At 63.2% G+C, this 22,710-nt stretch carries 21 protein-coding genes; 4 read left to right on the forward strand and 17 right to left on the reverse strand.

Annotated elements, in window-relative coordinates; all coding sequences use genetic code 11:
• Window positions 1-10: 10 nt before the first annotated feature.
• A complete protein-coding gene (locus A9D13_RS10735; protein WP_172808147.1) occupies window positions 11-1,912 on the forward strand; it encodes a polysaccharide pyruvyl transferase family protein in 1,902 nt (633 codons plus the stop codon).
• 39 nt (window positions 1,913-1,951) lie between these two features.
• Window positions 1,952-2,977 carry a class I SAM-dependent methyltransferase gene (locus A9D13_RS10740; protein ID WP_066773267.1) on the forward strand — a complete coding sequence of 342 codons (1,026 nt, stop codon included), beginning with the start codon at window positions 1,952-1,954 and terminating at the stop codon, window positions 2,975-2,977.
• A gap of 4 nt (window positions 2,978-2,981) precedes the next feature.
• Here the strand turns inward: A9D13_RS10740 and A9D13_RS10745 are convergent, their stop codons facing one another.
• From A9D13_RS10745 to A9D13_RS10805, 13 genes are all read right to left on the reverse strand, one after another.
• A complete protein-coding gene (locus tag A9D13_RS10745) occupies window positions 2,982-4,322 on the reverse strand; it encodes a flippase (RefSeq protein WP_172808148.1) in 1,341 nt (446 codons plus the stop codon).
• Window positions 4,323-4,417: 95 nt separating this feature from the next.
• Complete coding sequence (locus A9D13_RS10750; RefSeq protein ID WP_172808149.1) at window positions 4,418-6,004, reverse strand: right-handed parallel beta-helix repeat-containing protein; 1,587 nt, start codon at window positions 6,002-6,004, stop codon at window positions 4,418-4,420.
• A gap of 194 nt (window positions 6,005-6,198) precedes the next feature.
• Window positions 6,199-7,596, reverse strand: a complete 1,398-nt coding sequence (locus A9D13_RS10755) for a sugar transferase (protein WP_172808150.1) — start codon at window positions 7,594-7,596, stop codon at window positions 6,199-6,201.
• A gap of 332 nt (window positions 7,597-7,928) precedes the next feature.
• Complete coding sequence (locus A9D13_RS10760; RefSeq protein ID WP_156522009.1) at window positions 7,929-8,513, reverse strand: hypothetical protein; 585 nt, start codon at window positions 8,511-8,513, stop codon at window positions 7,929-7,931.
• A 231-nt stretch (window positions 8,514-8,744) separates the two neighbouring features.
• The gene (locus tag A9D13_RS10765) at window positions 8,745-9,260 is read right to left on the reverse strand and encodes a demethoxyubiquinone hydroxylase family protein (RefSeq protein WP_066773278.1); all 516 of its coding nucleotides are present in this window, start codon (window positions 9,258-9,260) and stop codon (window positions 8,745-8,747) included.
• Between the two features lie 17 nt (window positions 9,261-9,277).
• Window positions 9,278-9,760: a disulfide bond formation protein B gene (locus A9D13_RS10770; RefSeq protein ID WP_066774030.1), complete on the reverse strand. Its 483-nt coding sequence runs from the start codon at window positions 9,758-9,760 to the stop codon at window positions 9,278-9,280.
• A gap of 13 nt (window positions 9,761-9,773) precedes the next feature.
• Window positions 9,774-11,114, reverse strand: a complete 1,341-nt coding sequence (locus A9D13_RS10775; RefSeq protein WP_066773281.1) for a S41 family peptidase — start codon at window positions 11,112-11,114, stop codon at window positions 9,774-9,776.
• Between the two features lie 125 nt (window positions 11,115-11,239).
• The gene (locus tag A9D13_RS10780) at window positions 11,240-12,388 is read right to left on the reverse strand and encodes a murein hydrolase activator EnvC family protein (protein ID WP_066773284.1); all 1,149 of its coding nucleotides are present in this window, start codon (window positions 12,386-12,388) and stop codon (window positions 11,240-11,242) included.
• Window positions 12,389-12,392: 4 nt separating this feature from the next.
• The gene (locus tag A9D13_RS10785; RefSeq protein WP_066773287.1) at window positions 12,393-12,815 is read right to left on the reverse strand and encodes a 23S rRNA (pseudouridine(1915)-N(3))-methyltransferase RlmH; all 423 of its coding nucleotides are present in this window, start codon (window positions 12,813-12,815) and stop codon (window positions 12,393-12,395) included.
• Between the two features lie 72 nt (window positions 12,816-12,887).
• Window positions 12,888-13,295, reverse strand: coding sequence for a ribosome silencing factor (gene rsfS / locus A9D13_RS10790; RefSeq protein ID WP_066774031.1), 408 nt, complete (start codon window positions 13,293-13,295; stop codon window positions 12,888-12,890).
• Between the two features lie 151 nt (window positions 13,296-13,446).
• Window positions 13,447-14,112 (reverse strand): nicotinate-nucleotide adenylyltransferase, encoded by a 666-nt coding sequence (locus A9D13_RS10795; protein ID WP_066773290.1) that lies wholly within the window; start codon window positions 14,110-14,112, stop codon window positions 13,447-13,449.
• A 19-nt stretch (window positions 14,113-14,131) separates the two neighbouring features.
• Window positions 14,132-15,175, reverse strand: coding sequence for an aldo/keto reductase (locus A9D13_RS10800; RefSeq protein ID WP_066773298.1), 1,044 nt, complete (start codon window positions 15,173-15,175; stop codon window positions 14,132-14,134).
• Between the two features lie 107 nt (window positions 15,176-15,282).
• Window positions 15,283-16,578, reverse strand: a complete 1,296-nt coding sequence (locus A9D13_RS10805) for a glutamate-5-semialdehyde dehydrogenase (protein WP_066773301.1) — start codon at window positions 16,576-16,578, stop codon at window positions 15,283-15,285.
• Between the two features lie 305 nt (window positions 16,579-16,883).
• Here A9D13_RS10805 and A9D13_RS10810 point away from each other — a divergent pair, with 305 nt between their 5' ends.
• Together A9D13_RS10810 and A9D13_RS10815 are read left to right on the forward strand one after the other, a co-directional pair.
• A complete protein-coding gene (locus A9D13_RS10810) occupies window positions 16,884-18,068 on the forward strand; it encodes a M23 family metallopeptidase (RefSeq protein ID WP_066773311.1) in 1,185 nt (394 codons plus the stop codon).
• Window positions 18,069-18,072: 4 nt separating this feature from the next.
• Complete coding sequence (locus A9D13_RS10815) at window positions 18,073-18,450, forward strand: bactofilin family protein (RefSeq protein WP_066773313.1); 378 nt, start codon at window positions 18,073-18,075, stop codon at window positions 18,448-18,450.
• A gap of 28 nt (window positions 18,451-18,478) precedes the next feature.
• Here the strand turns inward: A9D13_RS10815 and A9D13_RS10820 are convergent, their stop codons facing one another.
• The 4 genes from A9D13_RS10820 to A9D13_RS10835 all read right to left on the reverse strand — a co-directional run bounded on the left by A9D13_RS10820 (window position 18,479) and on the right by A9D13_RS10835 (window position 22,679).
• A complete protein-coding gene (locus tag A9D13_RS10820) occupies window positions 18,479-20,242 on the reverse strand; it encodes a long-chain-fatty-acid--CoA ligase (RefSeq protein ID WP_082922350.1) in 1,764 nt (587 codons plus the stop codon).
• A gap of 179 nt (window positions 20,243-20,421) precedes the next feature.
• The gene (locus tag A9D13_RS10825) at window positions 20,422-21,099 is read right to left on the reverse strand and encodes a DUF1013 domain-containing protein (protein ID WP_229665273.1); all 678 of its coding nucleotides are present in this window, start codon (window positions 21,097-21,099) and stop codon (window positions 20,422-20,424) included.
• Window positions 21,100-21,342: 243 nt separating this feature from the next.
• The gene (locus A9D13_RS10830; protein WP_066773316.1) at window positions 21,343-21,978 is read right to left on the reverse strand and encodes a glutathione S-transferase family protein; all 636 of its coding nucleotides are present in this window, start codon (window positions 21,976-21,978) and stop codon (window positions 21,343-21,345) included.
• The gene (locus tag A9D13_RS10835) at window positions 21,975-22,679 is read right to left on the reverse strand and encodes a class I SAM-dependent methyltransferase (protein WP_066773319.1); all 705 of its coding nucleotides are present in this window, start codon (window positions 22,677-22,679) and stop codon (window positions 21,975-21,977) included. Before A9D13_RS10835 ends, A9D13_RS10830 begins: the two co-directional genes overlap by 4 nt.
• Between the last annotated feature and the right edge of the window lie 31 nt (window positions 22,680-22,710).

A 22,710-nucleotide genomic window follows, 5' to 3' on the forward strand; every position in this document is an offset into this window, starting at 1 on the left:
GATGCGCCAGATGGACATGAGCCCAGACATTCCAATGAATCCCGAAAATGCCAATCCACGACCGAGTCCCGTTGCGTTCTCTGCCAAGCCCCTGGGCGGGCAGGGTCAGAACGGGCAGGCTCATAGCCCTCAGACGGTCAAGCGCGCGCAACTCTCGGCCGTCTGGCGGTTCGAAGCGCTGAGCGAGCTTTTGGGTGAGCGGGCCTTCAAACCGGGCAAGGCAATCGAGTTCGACCCCGTGCTCGCGACACCGCTCCCATTGCTGAGCGGTCTGGGCTGGGATGTCGGGTTTTCAGGCGGCATGGCGGATGTGAATGCCGCCATCGCCGAAACCTATCGGACAGGCGGCGCGCAAGGCGACGCAGCGGCAAAGCCCGACCTGCTGCTGTCGCAGGACCTGCCGCCGGTCGTTCCCAGCGAAGAGGAACTGGCGCGCCTGTCGGACATGCTCGCTTCCGATGGCATGCTGGTGCTGACGGTCCGTCCGGGTACCTCGGGCATGGCGATGTCGCAAATGGCGCGATATGTTAAGGTCACCTCCCGGCGGCTGAAAGCGGCAGGCTTTGCCGCCGTGAAACAGCATCTGTTCGCCAAGGAATGCTGGATCGCGGCCTATAAGGTCGCGCCCGGTTCCATGCGCGGTCGGAGCATCGGGCGTGGCGAACTCGCCCTGTGGTCAGGCGCAGGCGCACTGCGCTCCATGCCGGAAAGGTTGCTGTCGGGCGCATGGCAGACCCGCAGCACACGACATGGAACGCCGCTGGCCGGGCACCGTCTCGCCAATGCGCGCAAGGCTGCACGCCTGCGCCGCAAGGCGGTGATTGCGAAACATTCGCTGGTTCATTTCGGCGTGCATGCGCCCGATAACGCGGGCGATCTCGTCCTGTTCGAAACCGTGCGCCAGTGCATCGACGGTTCGCCTTCGAGCGACTGGGTGCTGCGCGACGTTCGCGCGCCGGTGACCTCCGATACGATAGAAGAGATCAACCGATCGCGCGGCATGGTCATCGGCGGCGGCGGGCTGTTTCTCGTGGATCTCGATTCCAGTTCGAAATCGGGCTGGCAGTGGCCTTGCCCGATTGAATCGCTAAGAGAGATCGAAGTCCCCATCATCGTCTTCGCGGTGGGCTATAACCGGTTTCGCGGGCAGGGCGAATTTCCGCAGGCCTTTGTCGATAGCCTGAAGCTGCTGGTGGAAAAGGCGGCATTTGTCGGCATCCGCAATCATGGCAGTATCGCGGCACTCCGCTCCTATCTTCCCGAAAAGCTTGGCGCCAAGCTCCATTTCCAGCCATGCCCCACGACCGTGCTGACCGAACTGGGCGCGGCGCCTGCGCGGCGCGAAACCGGCGATGGCCGCAAACGGCTTGTAATCAATGCAGCCTTCGACCGCTTTGGCAACCGGCTGCAGGGGCAATATGAAAATGCGCTGGGCGGGATCGCCTCGCTTGCGGCCCACGCCAAGGCGAATGGATGGGAAATCATTGCCTCGTGCCATTCCTATGACGACGAGGCGATCGTGCCGTTTCTGAAGCGCGCAGGCGTCGAGGCGAGCGTCAGGCATTTTGCATCCTCGCCCACCAGCGAAATCCTCGATTTCTATGCTGGCGTCGATCTGGTCGCGGGCATGCGTGGGCACGCGCAAATGATCCCCTTCGGTCTCGGAACGCCGATCCTCTCGCTTATCGCGCATGACAAGCTGGGCTGGTTTCTTGACGATATCGGACACCGCGAATGGGGCGTTGAATTGACAGATCACGATACCGGCGAACGCCTGCGTTCGGCATTCGATGCCATTGCGGGCGACCTGACCGCAACGCGCGCAGCGATTGCAGCGGCGCGGCAGGTCCTGTGGGACCAGACATGCCTTAACCGGACCATCGTGCAATCCGCATTGTCGCTAGAGGGATGATATTGGTTGCGGGGCGCGAAGCCGGATAGGATTGCCGTCATGACTGAAGGACAAAGCGCCATGCTCACGCCGCGGCTCGACATCGCCCGATCCAACCGATCTGTCGTCACGCTCGGCAAGGTCCAGCGCGAGGCTCTCGACGAGCTGAAGGACCGGATCGCGACCGGCGAGATGCGCTTTGTCCATCTCGACTGTCCGGTATGCGGCGGCGGTTCGCTGTCGCCAGTGGCGACCCGCGACCGATATGGCGTCGCCTGCACCACGGGCGTGTGCACCGATTGCGGATTGATGCAGACCAATCCCTATCCCGACGCATCATCGCTCGACTGGTTTTACGCCAATATCTTCGCGCGCCTCCACCGGGGCACGACATCGCCATCCACCGCCCGGTTCGAGGGGCGCCGCGGCCTTGCGCATGAGGTGGTGGGCTGGCTGCGGCAAAACGGGGTTCCGGCATCGGGCCTTGCCGTCGATGTCGGCTGTGCCTCCGGCGGGTTCCTGCAGGGGCTGGTCGATAACGGGTACACTGGGATCGGCCTGGAAATTGACGCGGATTATGCCGCCGATGCACGCTCGCGCGGTCTCGACGTCCGGCTCTCGACCATTGCGGGCCTTGCCGAGGCGGGCGAAGCCGTGCTTGTCAGCTATGTCCAGGTGCTTGAGCACATCGTGGGCGTTAACGATGAGCTTGCCGCCCTGCGCGCGCGCCTATCGCCCGGAGCGCTGGTGTTTATCGAAGTCCCCGGACTGACCAGCGTGCCGACGATGTATAATAAAGACGTTCTGCGGCTGCTGCAGCTTGCCCATGTCTGGCACTTCACGCCCGAAAGCCTCGGCAATCTCATGGCGAAACATGGGTTCGAGACGGTGGCGATCACACCCTATGTGCGCGGGCTTTTCCGCGTGCCGCTCGAAACGCCTGCAACTCCGCCGATGCGGATCGAGACGATTGCGCAGGTCCGGGAAAGGATCGCCCGGCTGGAACGGGCAAGACTGCTTTATTGGCGGACCTGGGCCATTAAGGCGAAGGCGGTGTTGAAACGGGTGCTAGGCCGCAGCCACTGACGGGTCACGGCTTCAGCCGCGCCCAGAAGCCCGTGTCGATCCCCGTGGCGCGCCGCGCGCACCACCACAGCAGCAGGTTGCGCAAGGTCACGCTCATCGCCGCGGCCAGCGCCGCACCCACGACACCCATGGCGGGGATCAAGATCAGCGCGGCCACCACGTTGAAACCCAGCGCCACGGCAAAGGCGATGGTGTTGTAGCGTTCGTGCCCGGTCATGATCAGCAGCGCGGTTGCGCCGCCAAAGGCGCAATTGACCAGCTGTCCCATGGTCAGAATGATCAGCGGCATGACCGCATCGTCGAAGTCTGCCCCGAAAACCAGGTGGACCAGCGGCCGCCCCGCCAAAAGAAAGGCAATGGCGATGGGCAAGGCAAACAGGACGGCAAAGCTTGAGCCGCGCTTGACGAGCCGCCTCACCTTCTCACGATTGCCTTCGGCCCATGCGCGCGCGATCTGGGGCGTTAGCGGGGTATTGGTCGCGGTATAGCCAAGCGCGACAAGTGCGGCGCCCTGCATCGCGACCTTGTAGGGGCCGACCGCCGCGCCATCGAGGAACACCCCCAGAAGCAGAATGCCCATCTGGCTGTCGAACACATACATGCCGTTGGCAAGGCCAAAGGACAGCATGCTCGATCGCCAGCCAGATATGTCGAGCTTTTGCGGCGATTCAGGCCGGGTCCAGCCGCGTAGCACCCGGGCGAGCAAGGCTGCACCCACAGCCCATGCCAGGATCGCCGCGACGACATTGAGCGCCATGGCGGCAACGCCTGCTTCGACGCCCGGACGAAAGCCATAGGCCCATCCCGCAATCAGCACGCCGACAAGCGGCAACATTACGCCGGGACGCACGATGGAACTGGCAAGCTGGCTCTTGGCGATATGGTTCATGCCCCGCAGCAGCGCGGAGCGTATTTCGGCAAAGGGCTGGACCACGATCAGGGCAAGGCCTGCAAGCAGGATCGATCGTTCGAACGGATCCGTCAGCGACGGTACGAAAAGAATGACGATCGCGGCCGTGATCGCGATCGGCAGGCTGATCGCCATGACCCTTGTATAAGCCCAGCGTTTCAATGCGAAAATCCGGTCGGGTTCGCCATCGGCCATGGCGCTCCCGGTTTCGCGCACGATCAGGGGCTGGACCCCGAAATTGACCGGCAAGGCGAGAAGGCCGACCACGGAGAGCGCAAAACTGTAGAGGCCGAACTGCTCGACACCAAGGAACCGGGCCAGCATCACCGAAAGGACCCAGGCAAGGCCCACGTCGATAAGGCGCAGGGCGAACGACCAGCTTATGCCATGCAGCAGCCCACCGGCTTCGAACCGGCGTGCGAACGCGGTTGTCAATGACTTCACTTCTGGACGAACACGGTTGCCATCACCCATGCGCTTTGCACCTGCCAGCCTTTGCTGAAAAGATGCGTAGACGAATTTTGCGCGATTCAGGGCTTTGTCGGATAGCGCGGCATGGCAGCGCCCTGCCCCATATGCAGGCCGCGCCCATTGGGACCGCGATTGCCCGATTGGCGCAAAAGCGACTGTCCGACGCCGTCGTTACCAATGGCATCGACGGTGTTGTTCGTGATCTGCGCTTTGGCCAGCGATGCCTTTCCTGTCTGAACCGTCAGCGGCAGCGGCGCATGGCCGCGATTATCGACACGGTTCCCTTCGATCCGGCACTGGCCAGTGCGTGAGGTGAGATCATATCCGATTGCAACCGAACCCGCCGGCAGATCGGTCGATACGGTGATCCGGTTGTCGGTCATTGTTCCTTCTACCGCGCTGGCGGCCATAAGCGTCACCGCTTCGTTGCCGGGCTGGTCGAAAAGCAGTCTGTTGCCGGAGATCAGGATCGTCTTTGTTGCGCGATAGCGCCAATCGCAGCAGACATTGATCAATTCGTTATCGGTGAATTCAAGGCTGGTGAAATAGCTCGGCACACATGCGCCCAGCCGGTCCTTGCCGGAGAAGATGAAGCGATTGCGGGTGAATACGACCTCGACCGAGCCATCGGCGCGCGTGAAGCCCGAACTGCGCAAGGCGGCAAAATAGATCCCGCGCATCGCGCCATATTTGCCGGTCCCGTAACGCAGGTTCAGCGTGGAGGCAGACCCATCCTGTTCGGCGTAATTGTCGCGGAACACGATGTTCTTCGCTGCATAGAATGTGACATAAGCGAAATTGCCGACATTGCGGACGTCATTGCCATAGGCGATGCAGTCGCGGCAGCCTTCGAAGTCGACGCCGACATCCAGCATGTCGCGAACCCGGTTGCGGGCGACGACGCAGTTCTGCCCATTATTGCCGTAAACGCCGCCATTGGCGCCGCTCATCTCGCACTCGGCGACATAGACATCGCGGACGCGCCGCAGATGGCGAATGTCGCCACCTTCTGCAGCGCGCGCCCCGCCTCCCCACCAGCTTACCTTGGCAAATCGCCCGGTGCAGCGATAAACGGCAACGCGCTTGGCAAAATCAAAGCGGATGATCGCGCCCTGGTAAGCCGTGTAATCGACCGCGCAGCCGATGATCGAGATATCTTCGTTGAGATCGTCGGTATGATCCGCCGCGAAACCGGCCAGCACGGCGGGATCGCGCTCGATCGAGCCGCCGCGCCTGTCATAGAGCTTCATCCGCTGGCGCATGTGTTCGACATGCACCAGGCTCATGCGGACCGATTTGCAGCGGGTCACGGTAAGCCCGCGAATATTGACCGCGTGAATCAGAAAGCCATCCGGCGCTTCCCCGGCTGGCCGGGAAATCGCGATACGATCGAACACGACATTGCTGACGAAGAGGTCGGGGTCCTGACGCGGCGGCTCTATGCGGAAGGCGCTGTGCTCGCTGCCGCGCCAATCGATGTCCGACCCGGACGCCGCGCCCAGAATGGCGATGGAATTCGCGATGGCGACCTGGCGGTGCAAGCGGATCGGCCTTCCGGATGGCAAGGCGATTGCCTTCGCCCCGCTGCCGATGGCTGCATCGAACGCCGCCGCCCAGTCGTCGCCTCCGCCCAAAAAGTCGGCCAACTGCACGGCCTCGCCGCTCAGCCGGTCAATGACACGATATGATTGCGCGGGTTCCGGAGCCCAGTTGGGCCAATCGGACGGAGTGGATGGCGGATCGCCCGCACTATTGCCCGACTGCGCACACGCGGCGGAAACCCCGGCAAGGGTTCCCACCGCGCATCCGATCAGAAGGGACCGCCGATTGGCGGAAATGGTCAGAAAGCGTTCTTGCCCACCACGGCGGTGGCCGTGCGCATCACCAGGTAGAAATCCATCCATAGCGACCAACGATCGACATATTCGAGATCGGCCGCAAGGCGGTTCGTCAGATCCTCGGTGCGATCCGTCGGACCGCGGAAGCCGCGCACCTGCGCAAGCCCGGTCAGGCCCGGCTTCATCGAGTGGCGATGGCGATAGCGGGTATCGACATCCCAATAGAGCTGATCTGCCGCCTTGGCGCTCATCGCATGGGGGCGGGGCCCGACAATGCTCATCTCGCCGCGCAGCACATTGATCAGCTGCGGCAGTTCGTCGATGCTGGTCCGGCGGATGAAATCGCCGACCTTGGTCACGCGCGGATCGTTCTTCGTCGTCAGCTGCGATGCATTGGCGTCGCAGCGGTCGGTGTACATGCTGCGGAACTTGCGCATTTCAAAGATCTTGTTGTCGCGCCCGATCCGCTTTTGCATGAACAATACGGGTCCCTTTGACTCCAGCTTGATCGCGATGGCGGTGGCGATCAGGATGGGCGAAGCGCAGACAAGCCCGATGCTGGCGACGACAAGGTCGAACACGCGCTTTATCAGGCGGTCGCGCAGCGTCAGCGGACCCTGGCTGATGATCATGGTCGGGTGGTTCTGGTGGCGACCGACGCCGACCACGCCAAGACGATCATCGCCCGGCGACAGGATCTCACCCTTGACCGCAATGCCCTTCAACGCGGTGGACCAGCCGGCATAGCGCACCGGTTCGGTGGCAATGACGATGCGGTCGGCATTGGTGACGGCAGCGGCCAGCGCATGGAACCCGTGCGGATCGGTCGAGGTCGGATCGAAGCCGATGTGGTTGACCGGAATCACGATCTCACCGGGGCCTTCGTGGTAATCGACGCCATCGACGATCACGACCTTGGAATAGGGCGTGCCGCCCATGCGGGCGAGCAGCGGGCGGGCGATCGCCAGCCGCATCAGCGGCAGCAGCACGAAGGACAGGACCCAGCCAATCAGGAAGACCGCGCGCGAAACATCATTCCCCGCCTTCATCAGATAGATGATCAGCGCCACGGCAGCCCCGGCAAAGCCGACCGCCTGCATCGAGCGGGTGAAGCTCTTTTCAGAGCGCAGCAGCGCATCGCCGCCATAAGAGGTGTTGATGGCCGCAAAGCAGAAATAGATCGGCACCATCACGCCCAGAAGGGTCACGCCATGCGAATGGGCCGGGACCTGCAGATAGATGGTGTTGGCCGCGATAAAGGCGACCACCAACGAGACGAGGTCCGACAGGGCCAGGGTGAAATAACAGCGCAGGCGCTGCATGCGCCTGTCGTCGACGCGCGGCAGCGCATCGGTCGTTCCCGCTTCGGTTGCCAGACCGCTGTTGGCGTTGAGATACATTGCGTGCGCCCTCATGTTGCAGTGCGAAGAATGACCCTGCAGGCGATGCAGTTCAAGATTGATAACGCCTTATCGCCTCGCCCTAACCGTAAAGGGTATGCTTTTGCGACGTTCGGACAGCCATATCTTGCCGCGTCTTTTCAACGACTTGTCTTTTCTTTGAGCAAATCGAAAAGGTTAACGCAACAAGCCGAAAGGTGCCCCGCCAGCGACAAGCCCCCGCCGGTTTCACCCCCGGCGCCCGACTCCCCATGGAAAAGCGCCGCCGGACCCATGGTCCCGCGGCGCCGTATTCATGCAATCAGGCCGTTCGCGTCAGCCGGTAAAGGCGGTCACTCCCCCTCGCCCGCGACCACTTCGGCATCGCCTGCCGGTGCCGCTGTAGTTGCCGTTGCCGGGGCAGGAGCCGCGCCCGCTTCCTGCTGGCGCGCGCGATACTCGTCTTCATACGCCTCGACCCGCTGCTGTTCGGCGTCGGCATCGGCGTCGATGGTCTCAAGCCTGCGGGCGCGTTCCTCGGCGATGAGCTGGCCCATGCGGACCGTGTCGGAATTGCGCTTTTCTGCATAGGCCCGGTCGATCTCGTTCAGCGAACAGCCCGACTGTCCGGCCGCGCCCACATTATTGCAGCTGCCGACGCCCGTCTTGCCGACATCGGCATTGGCCTCGACCCGTCTGGCCCATGATTCGTTCGCCTTGTCCTCGGACTGACGCAGGTCGGTTGGGATGCGATAGGGATCTTCCTGCCGAACGCAGACGATGATTTCCTTGTCGTCGGTGGCTTCGGGGCAAGGCTGGTCGCCATAGACGATGACCTGGTTCACCCGCTCACCATCCGCATCCTGCGCATGGGCGGGCGTCACGGCGGCGGCAATCCCGAGGACCGGGGCGACTGCGGCGAAAAGGGCGATCTTCATCATAATGGCAGCGCCTCCCAGCGCTTTCGGGTCTGTCAGGACCAGTATTTCAGGGCCAATATTTCAGGGCCAGCCTACTCTCTGGCTACGGGCTATCCTAGGCCCGATTGCAGGTGAACGCTTGCTGAGCATCATCGGGTATCAACACTCGGTAACACGCGCTGCGCTTTTCCTGCTTGCGCCAGATCAACGCGGGAGAGGCGGATTTTGTTTCTGAGCGGCTGTCCGCGATCAGATCCGCTTGGACAGAGCAATCGCGGCGCGGCAGCCCAGCCGGATCGCGCCATACATCAGCCCATAAACGGGCGCGCGCTCGGCCCCATGCTCGATCGCGGTGTCGTGGTGCTCACGCTCTTCATCGCGGAATTTTTCGACCACGGCGGAAAGTTCGGGATCGCTATCGCCGATCTCGTCCAGCTGCTGGGTGTAATGCAGGTCGATCTCGGTCTCGATCGCAGCGGTGCAGGCCATCGCGGCCTCCGGCCCGATCAGCGCGGTCACGGCGCCAAGCGCAAAACCGGCGCGGTCCCAGATCGGCTGCAGCACGGTGGGGCGCACCCCGCGTTCAGCGATCAGCTGGTCGAATTTGGAGCGGTGCTCGGCTTCTTGCAGCGCCATGGCGGCGATCTCGCCCGAACCGGGGGCGCGGTCGCCCATCACGGCCAGTTGCCCGGCATAGATCCGGGTCGCGCCATATTCGCCCGCGTGGTCGACGCGGATCATCGATTCGATGGTTTCCTTGGCCATGATGGCTTCCTAACGCTTTAGCGTGATTTGCGTGCCGACAGCACGAGGACGGCGATAGCAGCCACGCCGGAAATGAGGAAATTATAGCCCGCCAGCGATATGCCGAAAAGGCTCCACGGCGTGACGTCGCAGCGGATTACGGGCGCGTTCAGCACCGCCTCCAGCGGGTCGCCGCCGGCCTGCACCGTGGTGGCGCAGGTCGTGATCCCTTCCCACCAGCCATATTCGACACCTGCGTGAAAGCCGCCGATCAGCGCGGCGACAAGGATCGCGGCGCCCGCCAGCCGCACCAGCCACAGGCGAAGCGCGCCCGGCGCAAGAAAGGCCAGCACCGCAGGCACCAGTGCGGCAAAATGGGCATAGCGTTGCCACCAGCACATCTCACACGGGTAGAGCCCGCCGACATATTGCGAGAAATAGGCGCCCGCCAGCAGTGCCGCCGGAACAAGCAAGGCCAGCGCCCGCGCAAGCGCGAGATTACGGGTGTTCGGTGTCGTCATCGCTCGCTGATTGTCAGTCGGCGCTGCCACCCGTCAAGCGCGCCAGCCGCGTATTGCGCAGCGTCTGCAGCGCGTAATGCAGCTGGAAATCCTCGATGCCCTCTTTTTCCAGCTCCTCGGCGGTAACGTCGAAGCGCGGGTCCTTGGCGTTGTCTTCCTCAAGCTCTTCGTCGTCGAGGTCGATCTCGTTGATGAGATGGCCGCGCAGGTCCGATTCGCGGATCGCGCTTTTCGCACGCGCGCGCGCATCGGGGTCGGACATCTGCGGCACCTTGATATCGGGCTCGATCCCGCCTTCCTGCACCGAACGGCCCGAAGGCGTGTAATAGCGCGCGGTCGTCAGCTTCAGCGCGCTATCGGCGCTGATCTGGATGACGGTCTGCACGCTGCCCTTGCCGAAGCTCCGTTCGCCCATGACGAGAGCGCGGTGATGATCCTGCAGCGCGCCCGCCACGATTTCCGAAGCCGAAGCGGTGCCCGCGTCGATCAGCACGATGATCGGCACACCCTTGGCAATATCGCCGGGACGCGCGGAATAGCTTTCATTGTCGCGCGCGAAACGCCCGCGCTGCGACACGATCTGCCCCTTTTCAAGGAAGAGGTCGGACAATGCCACCGCCTCATCCAGCAGGCCGCCGGGGTTCGACCGGAAATCGAGCACGATGCCTTCGGGCATCTGTCCGCCAAGGTCGGTGCGGATGCCCGCCATCGCCTTCTGCACCTCACGCCCGACATGGGCGGAGAAGCTGGAGACCGAGATGATGCCGATCTTGCCATCGATCTTGTATTCGACCGGGGTCAGCTCGACGATGGCGCGTTCGACATTGACGTCGAAAGGTTCGTCACGGCCCGGACGGAAGATGGTGATGTCGATGGCCGTGCCCGGACGTCCGCGCATCAGGTCGACGGCATCATCGAGCGTGCCGCCATAAAGCAGCTTGCCATTGAGATGGGTGATATAGTCGCCCGCCTTGATCCCGGCGCGATCAGCAGGGGTGTTCTTGGTCGGCGCGATCACCTTGACCACGCCGTCTTCCATCGTGACCGACAGGCCAAGCCCGCCATAAGACCCCTCGGTCTGGGTGCGCAGGCTTTCGGCCGCAGTACCGTCGAGATAGGCCGAATGCGGGTCGAGACTGGCGAGCATGCCGTCGATCGCGCCGCGGATCAGCTTGTCGCCATCCACATCGTCTACATAATAGGCCTGCACCCGCTGATAGACGAGCATGAGCTTACCGAATTCGGGTGCCGATCGGCCATCGACCGCGGCCAGCCCTGCGGTGGTCGCAGGCAGCAGCGCCAGTGCAGTGACAAGCGCGGCGGAGCGCATGAGGGGTGCGAAACGGATCGCCATTTTCGGGTTCGGACCTTTCCTGGCAGGCGGGATTCGGTGCCTGCCATGCATTCATTTGCGGCTCATACTATCGCGCAGCACGGCTTAACGCCAGATTGCGGCGATTTTTTCAAATTTTTCAGTCCCTAGTTCGCCAGCAGCGGGTGCACGGGTCGGCCATTGCGGCGCAGCTCGTACAAAAGGCGCGGATTGGCCTGTCCGGTGCGGCCCAGCATTTCGCCCTTGGCCACCTTTTGCCCCGGTTTCACCTGCGCGCCATCCAGGCCCGCGACCAGCGAGAGATAGCCGTCCGCATGGCGAAGGATGACCACCGTGCCATAGCCGCGCCATTGGCGCGCGAATTCCACCGTTCCGGCCAGAGGCGCTGCGACAGGCGCGGCAGGAGCGGTCGCAATGGTAAGCCCCCTCGCCCGTCCCCCGGCGGCATCTCGTTCGCCGAAACCGGCGACGATCCGGCCGGTGCTGGGCAATTGTGGCCGCACCCGGGCAGAGGCAAGGGGGCGATTTTCAGGAAGCAGCGGTCCGGTGAATTCCGCCAGCCGCGCCCCTGTCCGGCGGTTCTCGTCCTGCTTTGTGACGAGCGCGGCAATGCTTTGCGCCTCGACTCCGCGGATGGTGGCTTCGCGGCGCGCTTCTCCGGCCGCAGTCTGCATCTCGCGCGCGGCAAGACGGCTTTCCGCACCGCTAGCGCGATATTCGGCGCGGCGGCGTTCCAGCTCCTCGCTCGCCCGTTCGCGCTGCGCACGCGATTGCGCGCTGCTGGCGACAAGCTGCTTAACCTCGCCCAGATCGGAGCGCAGGCTGCCCGTTTCCCGCGCGATCTGCGGGGTGAGCGCGGAGATCATGGCGCGGGTGCGCACGTAATCCTTGATCGAGGCGGGGCGCAGCACCAGCAGGATCATCGGCCTGCGCGCCAGTCGCTGCAAAGCCGCCAGCATGCGCGAGAGTGGTGCCCTCTGCCGCGCAAGCCGCTCACGCAACAGGCCCAGCCGGTCGGCGGCCAGCGTCTCGCGCTGGCGGGCCTCCTCGATACGGGCCTCGGTCTCGGTGATTTCGGCAGACAGGGCTTCGGCTTCGGCTTCGGCCTTCAGCGCGTCATCCTCGATCCGTTTCGCCCGCTCGGCGAGTTCCCTTGCCCGCTTTTGCGCGGCGATACGCGCCGCTTCGGCTTCAGCAAGGCTGTCGGCGCTGATGGCCTCGCCCATTTGGGCCGCCGCCGGCACCAGCAGACCCAGCGTCGCCAATGGCAAGACGATATAAAGCGCGCGGCGCATGGCTCTATCCCGACCGATGATAGGGATGACCGGCAACGATGGTCGTCGCGCGGTAAAGCTGTTCGGCCAGCATCGCGCGCACCATCAGATGCGGCCAGGTCATCTTGCCAAAGCCAAGGAGCAGGTCGGCATTCGCCCTCGCCTCCTCCTCATGCCCGTCAGCCGCGCCGATCAGAAAACGCGCCTCACGCACGCCATCATCGCGCCAGCGTTCCAGCAGCGCGGCGAAATCCTCGGAAGACATGAGCTTGCCTCGTTCGTCCAGCAGCACCTCTTTCGCAGGGGTCTGCGGCGCGGGGACATTGCCGCCGGTGTCGGGCAGTTCGGTCAGCTTGAACGGCCACTGGATGCGCTTTTCATAGCGCTGCACCAGTTCCGCTTCGGGCGAACGGCCGATCTTGCCGCGGGCGATGACATGTAACCGCATGGCCCGCGTTTCTATTGTGCCTGCAGGGGCAGGTCCAGAGGTCCCGCCCCGTGCCGGGAAAAGCCCTCAGGCTTAAGCGTTACCGCCTTCGCCGAAACCCCACATGCGTTCGAGGTTGTAGAAGCTGCGCACTTCCGGGCGGAAGAGATGGACGACGACGTCGCCCGCATCGATCAGCACCCAGTCTGCGGCAGGCAGACCCTCGATCCGCGCAGGTCCGAAACCGGCTTCCTTCACACGCTCGCCCAGTTTCTGCGCCATCGCGGCGACCTGACGCGACGAACGACCCGATGCGATCACCATGTGATCCGCGATCGAGCTTTTGCCCGCAAGCGGGATCGATACGATGTCCTGGCCCTGGTCATCGTCGATCGATTTCAGAACCAATTCGTGCAGGCTGCCGGGCTCCGCATCAAAGGAAGCGAGATCACCTGCCGGTACGAAGCCGGACTTTTCCGTTGCTGTTTGCGCCTGATTCATGAGTATTTCATAGACTCCTTTGGCTGCATGCCCACTGAACATGACGCCCATGGAACATGCGAAAACGGCCCGCACGTGCAAACCGTCCGCCAGGCGCGGACGACGTGCAGAGGTACAGGCGATGTGCGGCAGTTGGGATGAAGACCGGGCCTCAAGCCCTCATTCCTTCATCAGCCCCATTGGGGCCGTCAGGTTCGATGATCCGGTGGGTTACGCCGTCACGCAGCATCACACCATCGTATGCATCGGCCCATTCAGGCCTTGCCAGGCGCCGGGCCGTAGCCGAGCGCGGATCAGGATCGAAGCGTAAAAACACCAGTGCCGGTGCGCTCCACTCTCCCCGTCTTCGCAATCTGGCTGGCGGCACACGGTAGCGCCGTAGCCAGGCCATGGCGGGGCTCGCCATAGCGTCCGCATCATAACCCGGTCGGGCGATTACCGCAATCGGCATCATTCGGGCGATGTTCCGCCAGTCGCGCCACAGGTGAAACTGGGCGAGATTATCGCTTCCCATCAACCAGATGAACTGGCGGCGCGGATAGCGGCGTTTCAGCTTCCTGAGCGTTTGCGCTGTATATCTGGTGCCTAGCTCCGCCTCTATCCCCGTTACGCGAATGGGTGCGCGCCGGGCCTTTTTCCGGGCCGAGGCCATGCGCGCAGGAAGCGGGGCCATGCCCTTTCGCGGTTTCAGCGGATTGCCGGGCGAGACCATCCACCACGCTTCCTCAAGCCCCAGCGCGCGAATTGCGAACAGGGTGATTCGGCGGTGGCCGCCATGGGCCGGATTGAAACTGCCGCCCAGTAATCCCGTTCGCATCTGCCCCCTCGTCCTTCGATCAGCTGGTCGGCGCTTCGCCGGCCTTTCCGCCGCTGCGATAGCCGCCCTGACGGGCAATCATCCAGCCCGGATATTGCGGCTTTGGCGCACAGGCCCCGTCCAGCTTTGCCATGTCGTCATCGTCCAGCGCGACATCGACCGATTTGAGGTTATCCTCAAGCTGCTCGATCTTGCGCGCGCCGATCAGCACGCTGGTCACGACCGGCTTGGCCAGCAGCCACGCGAGCGCCACCTGCGGGATGGAGCAGCCATGCTTCTGCGCGATGGTGCTCATCACTTCGACCGCGTCATATCCCTGTTCCTTGTCCACCGGCGGGAAATCGAAACTGGCGCGGCGGCCCTCGCTTTCCTGTCCTCGGCGATATTTGCCCGACAGGAAACCGCCCGCCAGCGGCGACCAGACCATCAGGCCCAGCCCTTCGGCCTCCAGCATCGGGACGACATCATGTTCAAGGTCGCGGCCCGCCAGCGAGTAATAAGCCTGAAGCGAAGCCAGCGGGGCGAGACCGTGCTGCTCGGTCTTGCCGATGGCGCGGGCGATTTGCCACGCAGCCCAGTTCGACACGCCGACATAGCGTGCCCGGCCCGAGGTCACGATCGTGTCGAGCGCTTTCAGTTGCTCGTCCAGAGGGGTCAGCGGGTCCCAGCCATGGATCTGGTAAAGATCGACGTGATCCATGCCGAGACGTTCCAGGCTGGCGTCGATCTGGTGCAAAAGGTGAAAGCGCGATGCGCCGCGATCATTGGGGCCATCGCCCATCGGCCCCAGCGCCTTGGTCGCGATCACGACATCATGGCGATTGATGCCCAGATCGCGCATCGCCTGCCCCACCGTCTCCTCCGACTTGCCATCGGAATAGACATTGGCGGTGTCGATGAAATTGACGCCCGCATCCAGCGCGGTCTTCGTGATGGTGTTGACCGCGTCCTGCGCAAGCCCGCCCATCTGCGCAAACATCCCCTCACCCTCACCAAAGGTCATTGTGCCAAGGCAAAGTTCCGAGACGAGAAGGCCGGTCTGGCCGAGGCGATTATATTTCATGGAGAGTGCTCCGTGGGGAGAATGAGAACGGGGAGGTCGCGAAGGCCAGATGGCCCTCACCCTCCCCGTCTTCAATTGCATGGAAATGGCAGGTTCGGCGGGCCGCCTTACGGGCGCGTCTGGCCGCTGCCGCGCACCTGCCACTTGTAGGTGGTAAGCCCTTCCAGAGCGACCGGACCGCGCGCATGCAGCCTGCCGGTGGCAATGCCGATTTCCGCGCCCAGACCGAATTCGCCGCCATCGGCGAACTGGCTGGAGGAATTGGCCATGACGATGGCGCTGTCGACTTCGTTGAGATAACGCTCCAGCGCTGCGGGATCGCTGGCGACGATGGCATCGGTATGACCCGAGCTATGCGCCGCGACATGATCAAGCGCCGCGTCGATATCGTCGACAATCGCGACAGAGGCGATGGAATCGAGATATTCGGTATCCCAGTCCTCATCGGTGGCAGGCACGACGCGGTCGTCGAGCTTCTGCACCTTGGCGTCGCCGCGAATTTCGCAATCTGCGTCGAGCAGCGTCTTCACCAGCGAAGCCGGTTCGGGATAGGCAGCGTCGATCAGCAGCGTCTCCATCGCGCCGCAAACGCCGGTACGGCGCAGCTTGGCGTTGAGGGCAATGGCCTCGGCCATGTCCTTGTCCGCGCTGGCGTGAACATAGGTGTGGTTGATGCCATCGAGATGGGCGAGCACGGGAACGCGTGCCTCGTTCTGGACGCGGGCGACCAGCGACTTGCCGCCGCGCGGGACGATCATGTCGATCTGGCCTGCCGCTTTCAGCAACGCGCCCACCGCGCCGCGATCCTGCGTCGGGATCAGCTGGACTGCGCCTTCGGGCACGCCCTTTTTGGCGAGGCCTTCGGAAATCGCCTTGTTGATGGCGCGATTGGAATGCACCGCTTCCGAACCGCCGCGCAGGATCGCGGCATTGCCGGAACGCACGCAAAGCGTCGCGGCATCGGCGGTCACATTGGGGCGGCTTTCATAAATGATGCCGATCACGCCCACGGGCACGCGCACACGAGAGAGGTGCAGGCCGTTGGGGCGCTCCATCTCGTCCATGCGCTGGCCGACGGGGTCGGGCAGGCTGGCCACGTTTTCAACCGCGGCTGCGATGCCTTCAAGGCGGTCCTCGTCCAGCTTCAGGCGGTCGAGCATGGCGCCCGAAAGGCCGCGCTGTTCACCAGCTTCGATATCCTTGGCATTCGCGGCCAGGATCTCGCTCGCATGGTCGCGCAGCGATGCGGCGGCGGCGCGCAGGGCGTCGGCCTTTTCGGCATCGCTCATCGAGGCGAGCTTTTTCTGGGCGATGCGAGCCTTTGTCGCCAGCTCCTCGATCAGATTCGCGGCGTCGGTCTCGGAAAGGGGGGCGTCGGGTTTCTTATCGATCACTGTATCCATACCTCTAACCTAACAACGAATGGCCGATTTGCGAGGGTTCGCGCCAAAAAAACCATGGCCCGCGAATCCGCTGACCTAGATGTCAGCATACCCCACAAAAACGCGCGTAAACGCATTGCAAACATCAATGGTTCCCGTGATTTAACGATGTTTGCCACAATTTGTCACAATTCACCCCATCGATCCAACGCTTCACCGCTAACTCGAAAGTGGCAACTTCCCCTTAACCATCGCCCTGCTAGCCAAAGGGTGACGGGAAAGCCTCGCACCCCTTCGAGGCTCATTGGGACATACGGGGTCTTACCTTGGCGCAAGCTGCCGACGCGACGCTTTTCGCCCGGATCAAGGGCTGGTTTCCGGACCGCGAGTTCATCATGCGCTCGCAGGGACAGGTTCGTTTCGTGCGGATCTCCTCCTCGCTGCAGATGAAGGCGGCGGGCGCTGTCGCCCTGTTCGCGCTGGTCTGGTCCATCACTATCAGCGTCGCTCTGGTGAGCGAGTGGAACACGCGCCGCAACGCAGAAGCGCTGAACGCCCGCGAGGCGAAGGTCGCCACCGCCGAAAGCCGGGTCGATGCCTATCGCGACAATCTGGGTGAGGTGACGACCGATCTGTCGCGCCGCCAGGAATTCATCGAGACCATGGTCGAAAGCCACCTTGGCGAGCTGCCCGAAGTCGGCAGCGTCAAGGGCGTGCAGGATTCGACCGAGGCCACCGGCGCCACGATCGAGAAGGTCAGCGCCGTGCTTCCCGAAGCTGCCGGCCTTGCCCAGCTTGAAGCGCGTCAGCTTGCCTTCGTCGAAGGTCTGACCCGCCTTGCCGACGCCCGCGCCGATTCTGCCGCCAAGGCGATCCGCCGCATCGGGCTCGATCCGATGCAGGTCGCGCGCAACGCCGAAAAGGGCAAGACCGCGATGGGCGGCCCCTTCATCCCCTTCACCTCGGGTGATGAGGGGATCGATCCGCGTTTCGAACGCCTTGCCCAGTCATTGTCGCGCATGAGCGCGCTGGAAAGCAGCCTGCAGGGCATCCCCAACACGCTGCCCGCAAGCTTCGACATGATTTCCTCTCCCTTCGGCTATCGCCGTGATCCGATCAACGGTCGCGGGGCGATGCACGCCGGGCTGGATTTCCGGGGTTCGATCGGCACGCCGATCCATGCAGCGGCGCGCGGCACCGTCTCGTTCGTCGGTCGCCGGGGTGGCTATGGCAATGTCGTTGAGATCCGTCACGGCAATGGCCTGATGACCCGCTATGCCCATATGTCGAAGACGCTTGCCAAGCGCGGCCAGAAAGTTGCCGCAGGCGAGGTCGTCGGCAAGATCGGAAACTCCGGCCGTTCGACCGGCCCGCACCTCCACTTCGAAGTGCGTATCAACAATCGCGCGGTCGACCCGCGCACCATGCTGGAGAAAGGTGCCAGCATTCTTGGAGCAAGACGTGTTCTCGAAACAGGAAAAGACGACCGCCTCGCCGCGGCCGGCAAGTAATATCATGGCATCAAACAGTTTCTCCGTCCTCGGCCCCGATCTCAAGGTCACTGGCAATATCTCGGCAAGCGAGGACCTGCACATCGACGGTAGCGTCGATGGCGACATCAATTGCGCATCGCTCGTGCAGGGTGAAGCGAGCGCCATCACCGGCGCGATCCAGGCCGACAGCGCGCGGCTTGCCGGCACGGTCGAGGGTTCGATCACGGCCAAGACGCTCGTCATCCTCAAGACCGCGAAGATCACCGGCGATGTCTTCTATGACACGCTGACGATCGAGCAGGGAGCGACGGTCGAGGGAAAATTCGCCCAGCGCGCGCATGGCTCGGCGCACGCTGAATCGAGTGACGACGGCGAGCCCAAGCTTTCGCTTGCTAACTGATCGGCGGACGGGCGTAAGCCCGCGCTGATCAACCGGCTATTTCGTGAGAGCCCGGCGGGTCATCCTGCCGGGCTTTCGCCGTATCTGATGCCTCCGCAATTTCGGCGCGCAATGCCTTGCGGTCGGGCTTGCCGATCATGGTCTTGGGAAGTTCCTCGCGGATCTCCAGCGCGGCCAGCCGCTCATGCTTGCCGACGCGCGCGTTGATCCACTGCAGCAGGGCATCCTCACCGTCGTCGCATTCGTCTTCCAGCGTCACGAATGCCTTGGGCCGCTCGCCCATGTAATCGTCGGGTATGCCCAGCACCAAAGCCTCGCGGATGCCGGGGCGGGCGACCAGCACCTCCTCGATCTGGCTCGGGAAAACCTTGAAGCCGCCGACCGAAATCATGTCTTTTATGCGGTCGACGATGGTCAGAAATCCGTCCTCGTCCAGAGTGGCGACATCGCCGGTACGAAGCCAGCCATCCTGAAAGATCGCATTGCCTTCGGGGCGGTTCCAGTATCCCTTCATGACCTGCGGGCCCTTCACCGCCAGCTCTCCGGGCGTACCCGGATCGGCAAGGCGGGTGGGGTCTTCCTTGTTCAGCAGGCGCACCTGCGTGCCGGGAAGGGGCTGACCGATAGTGCCCGGTTTCTCCAGCGCGAAATCGCCGAAGGGATTGGTCGAGACGATGCCGGCCTCGGTCAGGCCATAGCCTTCGATGACATGGGCACCGGTCTTCGCTTCGAACTTGCGCTTCAGCGGCAGGGGCAGGGGGGCGCCGCCCGAGATGCAGACCCTCAGCGACGTGAAATCGGTCTTTTCGACCTGTGGGTGGTCGAGCAGCGCTTGATACATGGTCGGCACGCCCGGCATGGAAGTCGCGCGCACGCGGCCCAGCGCCTTGAGGCATTGTTTCGCGTCGAAGCGCGGCAGCATCACGATCGTCCCGCCATCCAGCACCGTGCGGTTCAGCACCACCACATTGGCGAAGACATGGAATAAAGGCAGCACGCCGATCATGATGTCGCGTTCGCCCCGATGCGCGTCGATGCACAGGGTCTGGCGCGCGTTGGCGGTGATATTCTGATGCGTGAGCATCGCGCCCTTGGGCCGCCCGGTGGTGCCGCCGGTATAGATCAGCAGCGCCACATCCTGATGCGGGTCGATGGCGACCGGCTGCGGCTCTCCCGCACCCGACACAAAGCGGTCATAGGCGACGATGCGCGGATCGCGGGGCAGGGGGGCAAGGTCGGACCGCTTAAAAAGCTTCATCGCCGCGCCCATCCACCATGGCATCATGGAGGGGAGGTCGCCCACCACCAGCCGCTCCAGCCCCGAACAATCCAGCACCTTGCAGGCAGTGGGCAGCAGCAGCGAGGAATTGATCGTGAAGAGCGTCTCGACGCCCGAATCTGCGACCTGCGCGGCCAGTTCGTCGACGGTGTAGAGCGGTGAGAAGTTCACCGCCGTCGCGCCCGCGATCATGATGCCGTAATAGGCGGTGAGGTAAAGCGGGACATTGGGCAGGAAGAGGCCGATCCGGTCGCCCTTGCCGACGCCGGCTCGCTGGAGAGCGGCGGCAATCTGCCGCGCCTCCCCCATGGCGTCGGGATAGCTCAGGCGTTTGCCGAGGAAATCGACGACATTTTTCGATCCGGCCAGCTCGGCGCCTCGGGTGTAAAGCTGGGGCACGGACAATGGCTCGAACTCGGACTCCCAGGGAATCGCGTGGCTGTAATGCCCCTCTCCATCCAGCCGGGCATCGCCGGCAAACGGCCACTGGGCCGGAATTTCACTCTCCCGCATTTTATTTACATCCATGTCAGTTATTGTGCCGGAAACCGCGGATTTCGGCAAGATAGCCGCCTAGCGGGTGCAGCAATGGCGTTCGCAAATGCGAAAGCGGCAGGCAAAAAAAGCCCGGCCTGCGCCATGGCAGACCGGGCCCTTCGAGTTCCATGCCGCTGCGAAAAGCGGGGGAGGGCTTATTCCTCGGGAATGCCCTCGGCGCGTCGCGCTGCAAGCCAAGCCTCGGCTTCGGCTTCCTGCGCGGCCTCTACGGCGGCGCGCGCAGCGTCCTCGCGCTCCTTCTTCAGCTCGTCGATCAGCGCCTGGCGATCGTCGGTCAGGCGTGTATCGACCTTGGGCTCGCTGCCTTCGGGCAGGTTCTTAGCCGCCTTCGCCACTGCGGTATCCAGCTCGCGCTGGCTGCACAGGCCCAGCGTCACCGGGTCCTTCGGGTTGATGTTCGCGATGTTCCAGTGCGACCGTTCGCGAATCGCGCCAATGGTGTTGCGGGTCGTGCCGATCAGTTTCGAAATCTGTGCGTCCGAAATTTCGGGGTGGTTGCGCAAGATCCAGGCGATGCCGTCGGGCTTGTCCTGACGCTTCGACACCGGGGTGTAGCGCGGCCCCTTGGTGCGCTGGATCTGGACCGGGACCTTGTGGATCTTGAGCGAGTAGGACGCATCGTTCTGGCCCTTCTCGATCTCTTCATGGGTCAGCTCGCCCGAACGCACCGGATCGCGGCCAGTGTATTTCTGGCCCGCCAGATCGTCGGCCATCGCCTGCACTTCCAGGATATGGAGGCCGCAGAAATCGGCAATCTGTTCGAAGGTGAGGCCGGTATTGTCGACCAGCCAGCTGGCGGTCGCATGCGGCATCAGCGGAGTGGCCTGATTCTTGCTCACGTCAGTGAACCTTTCCCATGGGCCCCGACTCGTCATGAGGCGGCCCTGTCTGATATGGTAGGAGCCGCCACGCGCGGGGCGAAAAAACGATAAGGGCCGCCCCTTTCGGAGCGGCCGCTTGCCGGGGCTATCTAGGCGATGATGCCATTTCAGGCAAGAGAAACCGGGCGCAAGGCTGATTTGCCGGGCCAGATGATCACCGGGCGCCGCATGAGATTACATGGCGGCAAAGCCGGGAAGGGCCCGCATCCGCCCGATCCATGCCGTAATCGCGGAGAGGGGCGCGAGATCGAAGCCCCCTTCATGCGCGACATGGGTATAGGCGAACAGGCAGATATCGGCGAGAGTCGGGCCATTGCCGACGAACCAGTCGCGGCTCTCCAGATGCTTTTCCATCAGCGCCAGCGCCGCCTCGCCGCCGGCGCGCTTTCCCGAAAGCATCGCGCGGCGATCGGCGTCGAGATTCGCTTCACCCAGCACCAGCAGCCAGAAACGCAAAGTCGCGATATTGGGTTCGTGCTGATATTGTTCGAAGAACATCCAGCGCAGCATGTCGGCCCGGTCGAAACGGTCTGCCGGCACCAGTGCGCTGCCATCGGCGAGATAGAAGCACGAGGCATTGCTCTCGGGCAGGAATTTCTCGCCCGCCTGCAGCACCGGGATCCGGCCATTGGCATTCACATCGGCGAGGAATTGCGGGGTCCGCGTCTCCCCCCGCGTGATGTCATACTGCCGCCGTTCCAGCGGCAGGCCCAGAAGCGCCGCGGTCAGCCTGATCTTGTAGCAATTGCCGCTGACCGGATCCTCGTGGAGAATCAGCGGTCCGCTCAGGCCGGAAGGCAGTGGATTCATGACACCTCGTATTTTCCGCGATTGGTGATCAGCATTCCGCCGACCTGCACCGGCAGTCCACGCTTGAAGCGCGCGCCCGAGAAACTCGCGCTCGCGCCATAGGCCTGGATATGATTCCACAAGGCGAGGTCTTCGTCGCCGGTAAATTCGTCGAATACGAAATGATAGGCATCGAAATAGCGGTGCAGTTCGCACAACAGGAACAAGGTCGAGGAATAGATGTCCGCGTCATAATGGATGAGCACGGTGCGACCCTCGGCCTTTTCGGCGATGATCTGCGCCACCTCGGCAAAGGAATTCTGGAACCAGCCTTTCACGAAGCGAACGCGCGGATCGTCGATCTGCGGGACATTGCCGCCGACATTGAACCGCTCGGTCGTGGTCTCGCCCCAATCCTCGGGCAGGCCGATGAAGCTGTCGCAGCCAACGAATACACTGTCGGGATGGGTGAATTTTTCCGACCAGTAGCGGGTGGAATACCCCTGCCACACGCCGAATTCGATCAGGAGGACGGGCGTGTCGGCGCCGATCTCTTCGATCTTCCAGTCCCACACCTGCTCGCGCTTTTCGGTGCGCTTGACCCTGAACACTTCGGAAAACTGGTGGCGAAGTGCCGAATGGCCGGCAGCGCGGCTGTATACCTGTACCGGCAGCGCCTTGCCGATGGCGGCCTTGGCGGCCCGTCTCAGCAGATTTTTCAAAGTATTTGCGTCCCTCTGGTGCGCGACCCCG

Source organism: Croceicoccus mobilis (assembly GCF_001661965.1).
In the GTDB taxonomy this organism is placed as follows: Bacteria; Pseudomonadota; Alphaproteobacteria; order Sphingomonadales; family Sphingomonadaceae; genus Croceicoccus; species Croceicoccus mobilis.

Coding starts and splice junctions, on each gene's coding strand:
- A9D13_RS10765 (WP_066773278.1), bottom strand. CDS start 9,260: ATGGCCAAGGAAACCATCGAATCGATGATCCGCGTCGACCACGCGGGC.
- A9D13_RS10820 (WP_082922350.1), bottom strand. CDS start 20,242: ATGCGGGAGAGTGAAATTCCGGCCCAGTGGCCGTTTGCCGGCGATGCC.
- A9D13_RS10780 (WP_066773284.1), bottom strand. CDS start 12,388: ATGCGCCGCGCGCTTTATATCGTCTTGCCATTGGCGACGCTGGGTCTG.
- A9D13_RS10805 (WP_066773301.1), bottom strand. CDS start 16,578: ATGGATACAGTGATCGATAAGAAACCCGACGCCCCCCTTTCCGAGACC.
- A9D13_RS10815 (WP_066773313.1), top strand. CDS start 18,073: ATGGCATCAAACAGTTTCTCCGTCCTCGGCCCCGATCTCAAGGTCACT.
- rsfS (WP_066774031.1), bottom strand. CDS start 13,295: ATGAATCAGGCGCAAACAGCAACGGAAAAGTCCGGCTTCGTACCGGCA.
- A9D13_RS10830 (WP_066773316.1), bottom strand. CDS start 21,978: ATGAATCCACTGCCTTCCGGCCTGAGCGGACCGCTGATTCTCCACGAG.
- A9D13_RS10760 (WP_156522009.1), bottom strand. CDS start 8,513: ATGAAGATCGCCCTTTTCGCCGCAGTCGCCCCGGTCCTCGGGATTGCC.
- A9D13_RS10770 (WP_066774030.1), bottom strand. CDS start 9,760: ATGACGACACCGAACACCCGTAATCTCGCGCTTGCGCGGGCGCTGGCC.
- A9D13_RS10785 (WP_066773287.1), bottom strand. CDS start 12,815: ATGCGGTTACATGTCATCGCCCGCGGCAAGATCGGCCGTTCGCCCGAA.
- A9D13_RS10755 (WP_172808150.1), bottom strand. CDS start 7,596: ATGTATCTCAACGCCAACAGCGGTCTGGCAACCGAAGCGGGAACGACC.
- A9D13_RS10740 (WP_066773267.1), top strand. CDS start 1,952: ATGACTGAAGGACAAAGCGCCATGCTCACGCCGCGGCTCGACATCGCC.
- A9D13_RS10800 (WP_066773298.1), bottom strand. CDS start 15,175: ATGAAATATAATCGCCTCGGCCAGACCGGCCTTCTCGTCTCGGAACTT.
- A9D13_RS10795 (WP_066773290.1), bottom strand. CDS start 14,112: ATGCGAACGGGATTACTGGGCGGCAGTTTCAATCCGGCCCATGGCGGC.
- A9D13_RS10775 (WP_066773281.1), bottom strand. CDS start 11,114: ATGGCGATCCGTTTCGCACCCCTCATGCGCTCCGCCGCGCTTGTCACT.
- A9D13_RS10735 (WP_172808147.1), top strand. CDS start 11: ATGGACATGAGCCCAGACATTCCAATGAATCCCGAAAATGCCAATCCA.
- A9D13_RS10825 (WP_229665273.1), bottom strand. CDS start 21,099: ATGCCGCATGCGACCGCCAGCTGGCTGGTCGACAATACCGGCCTCACC.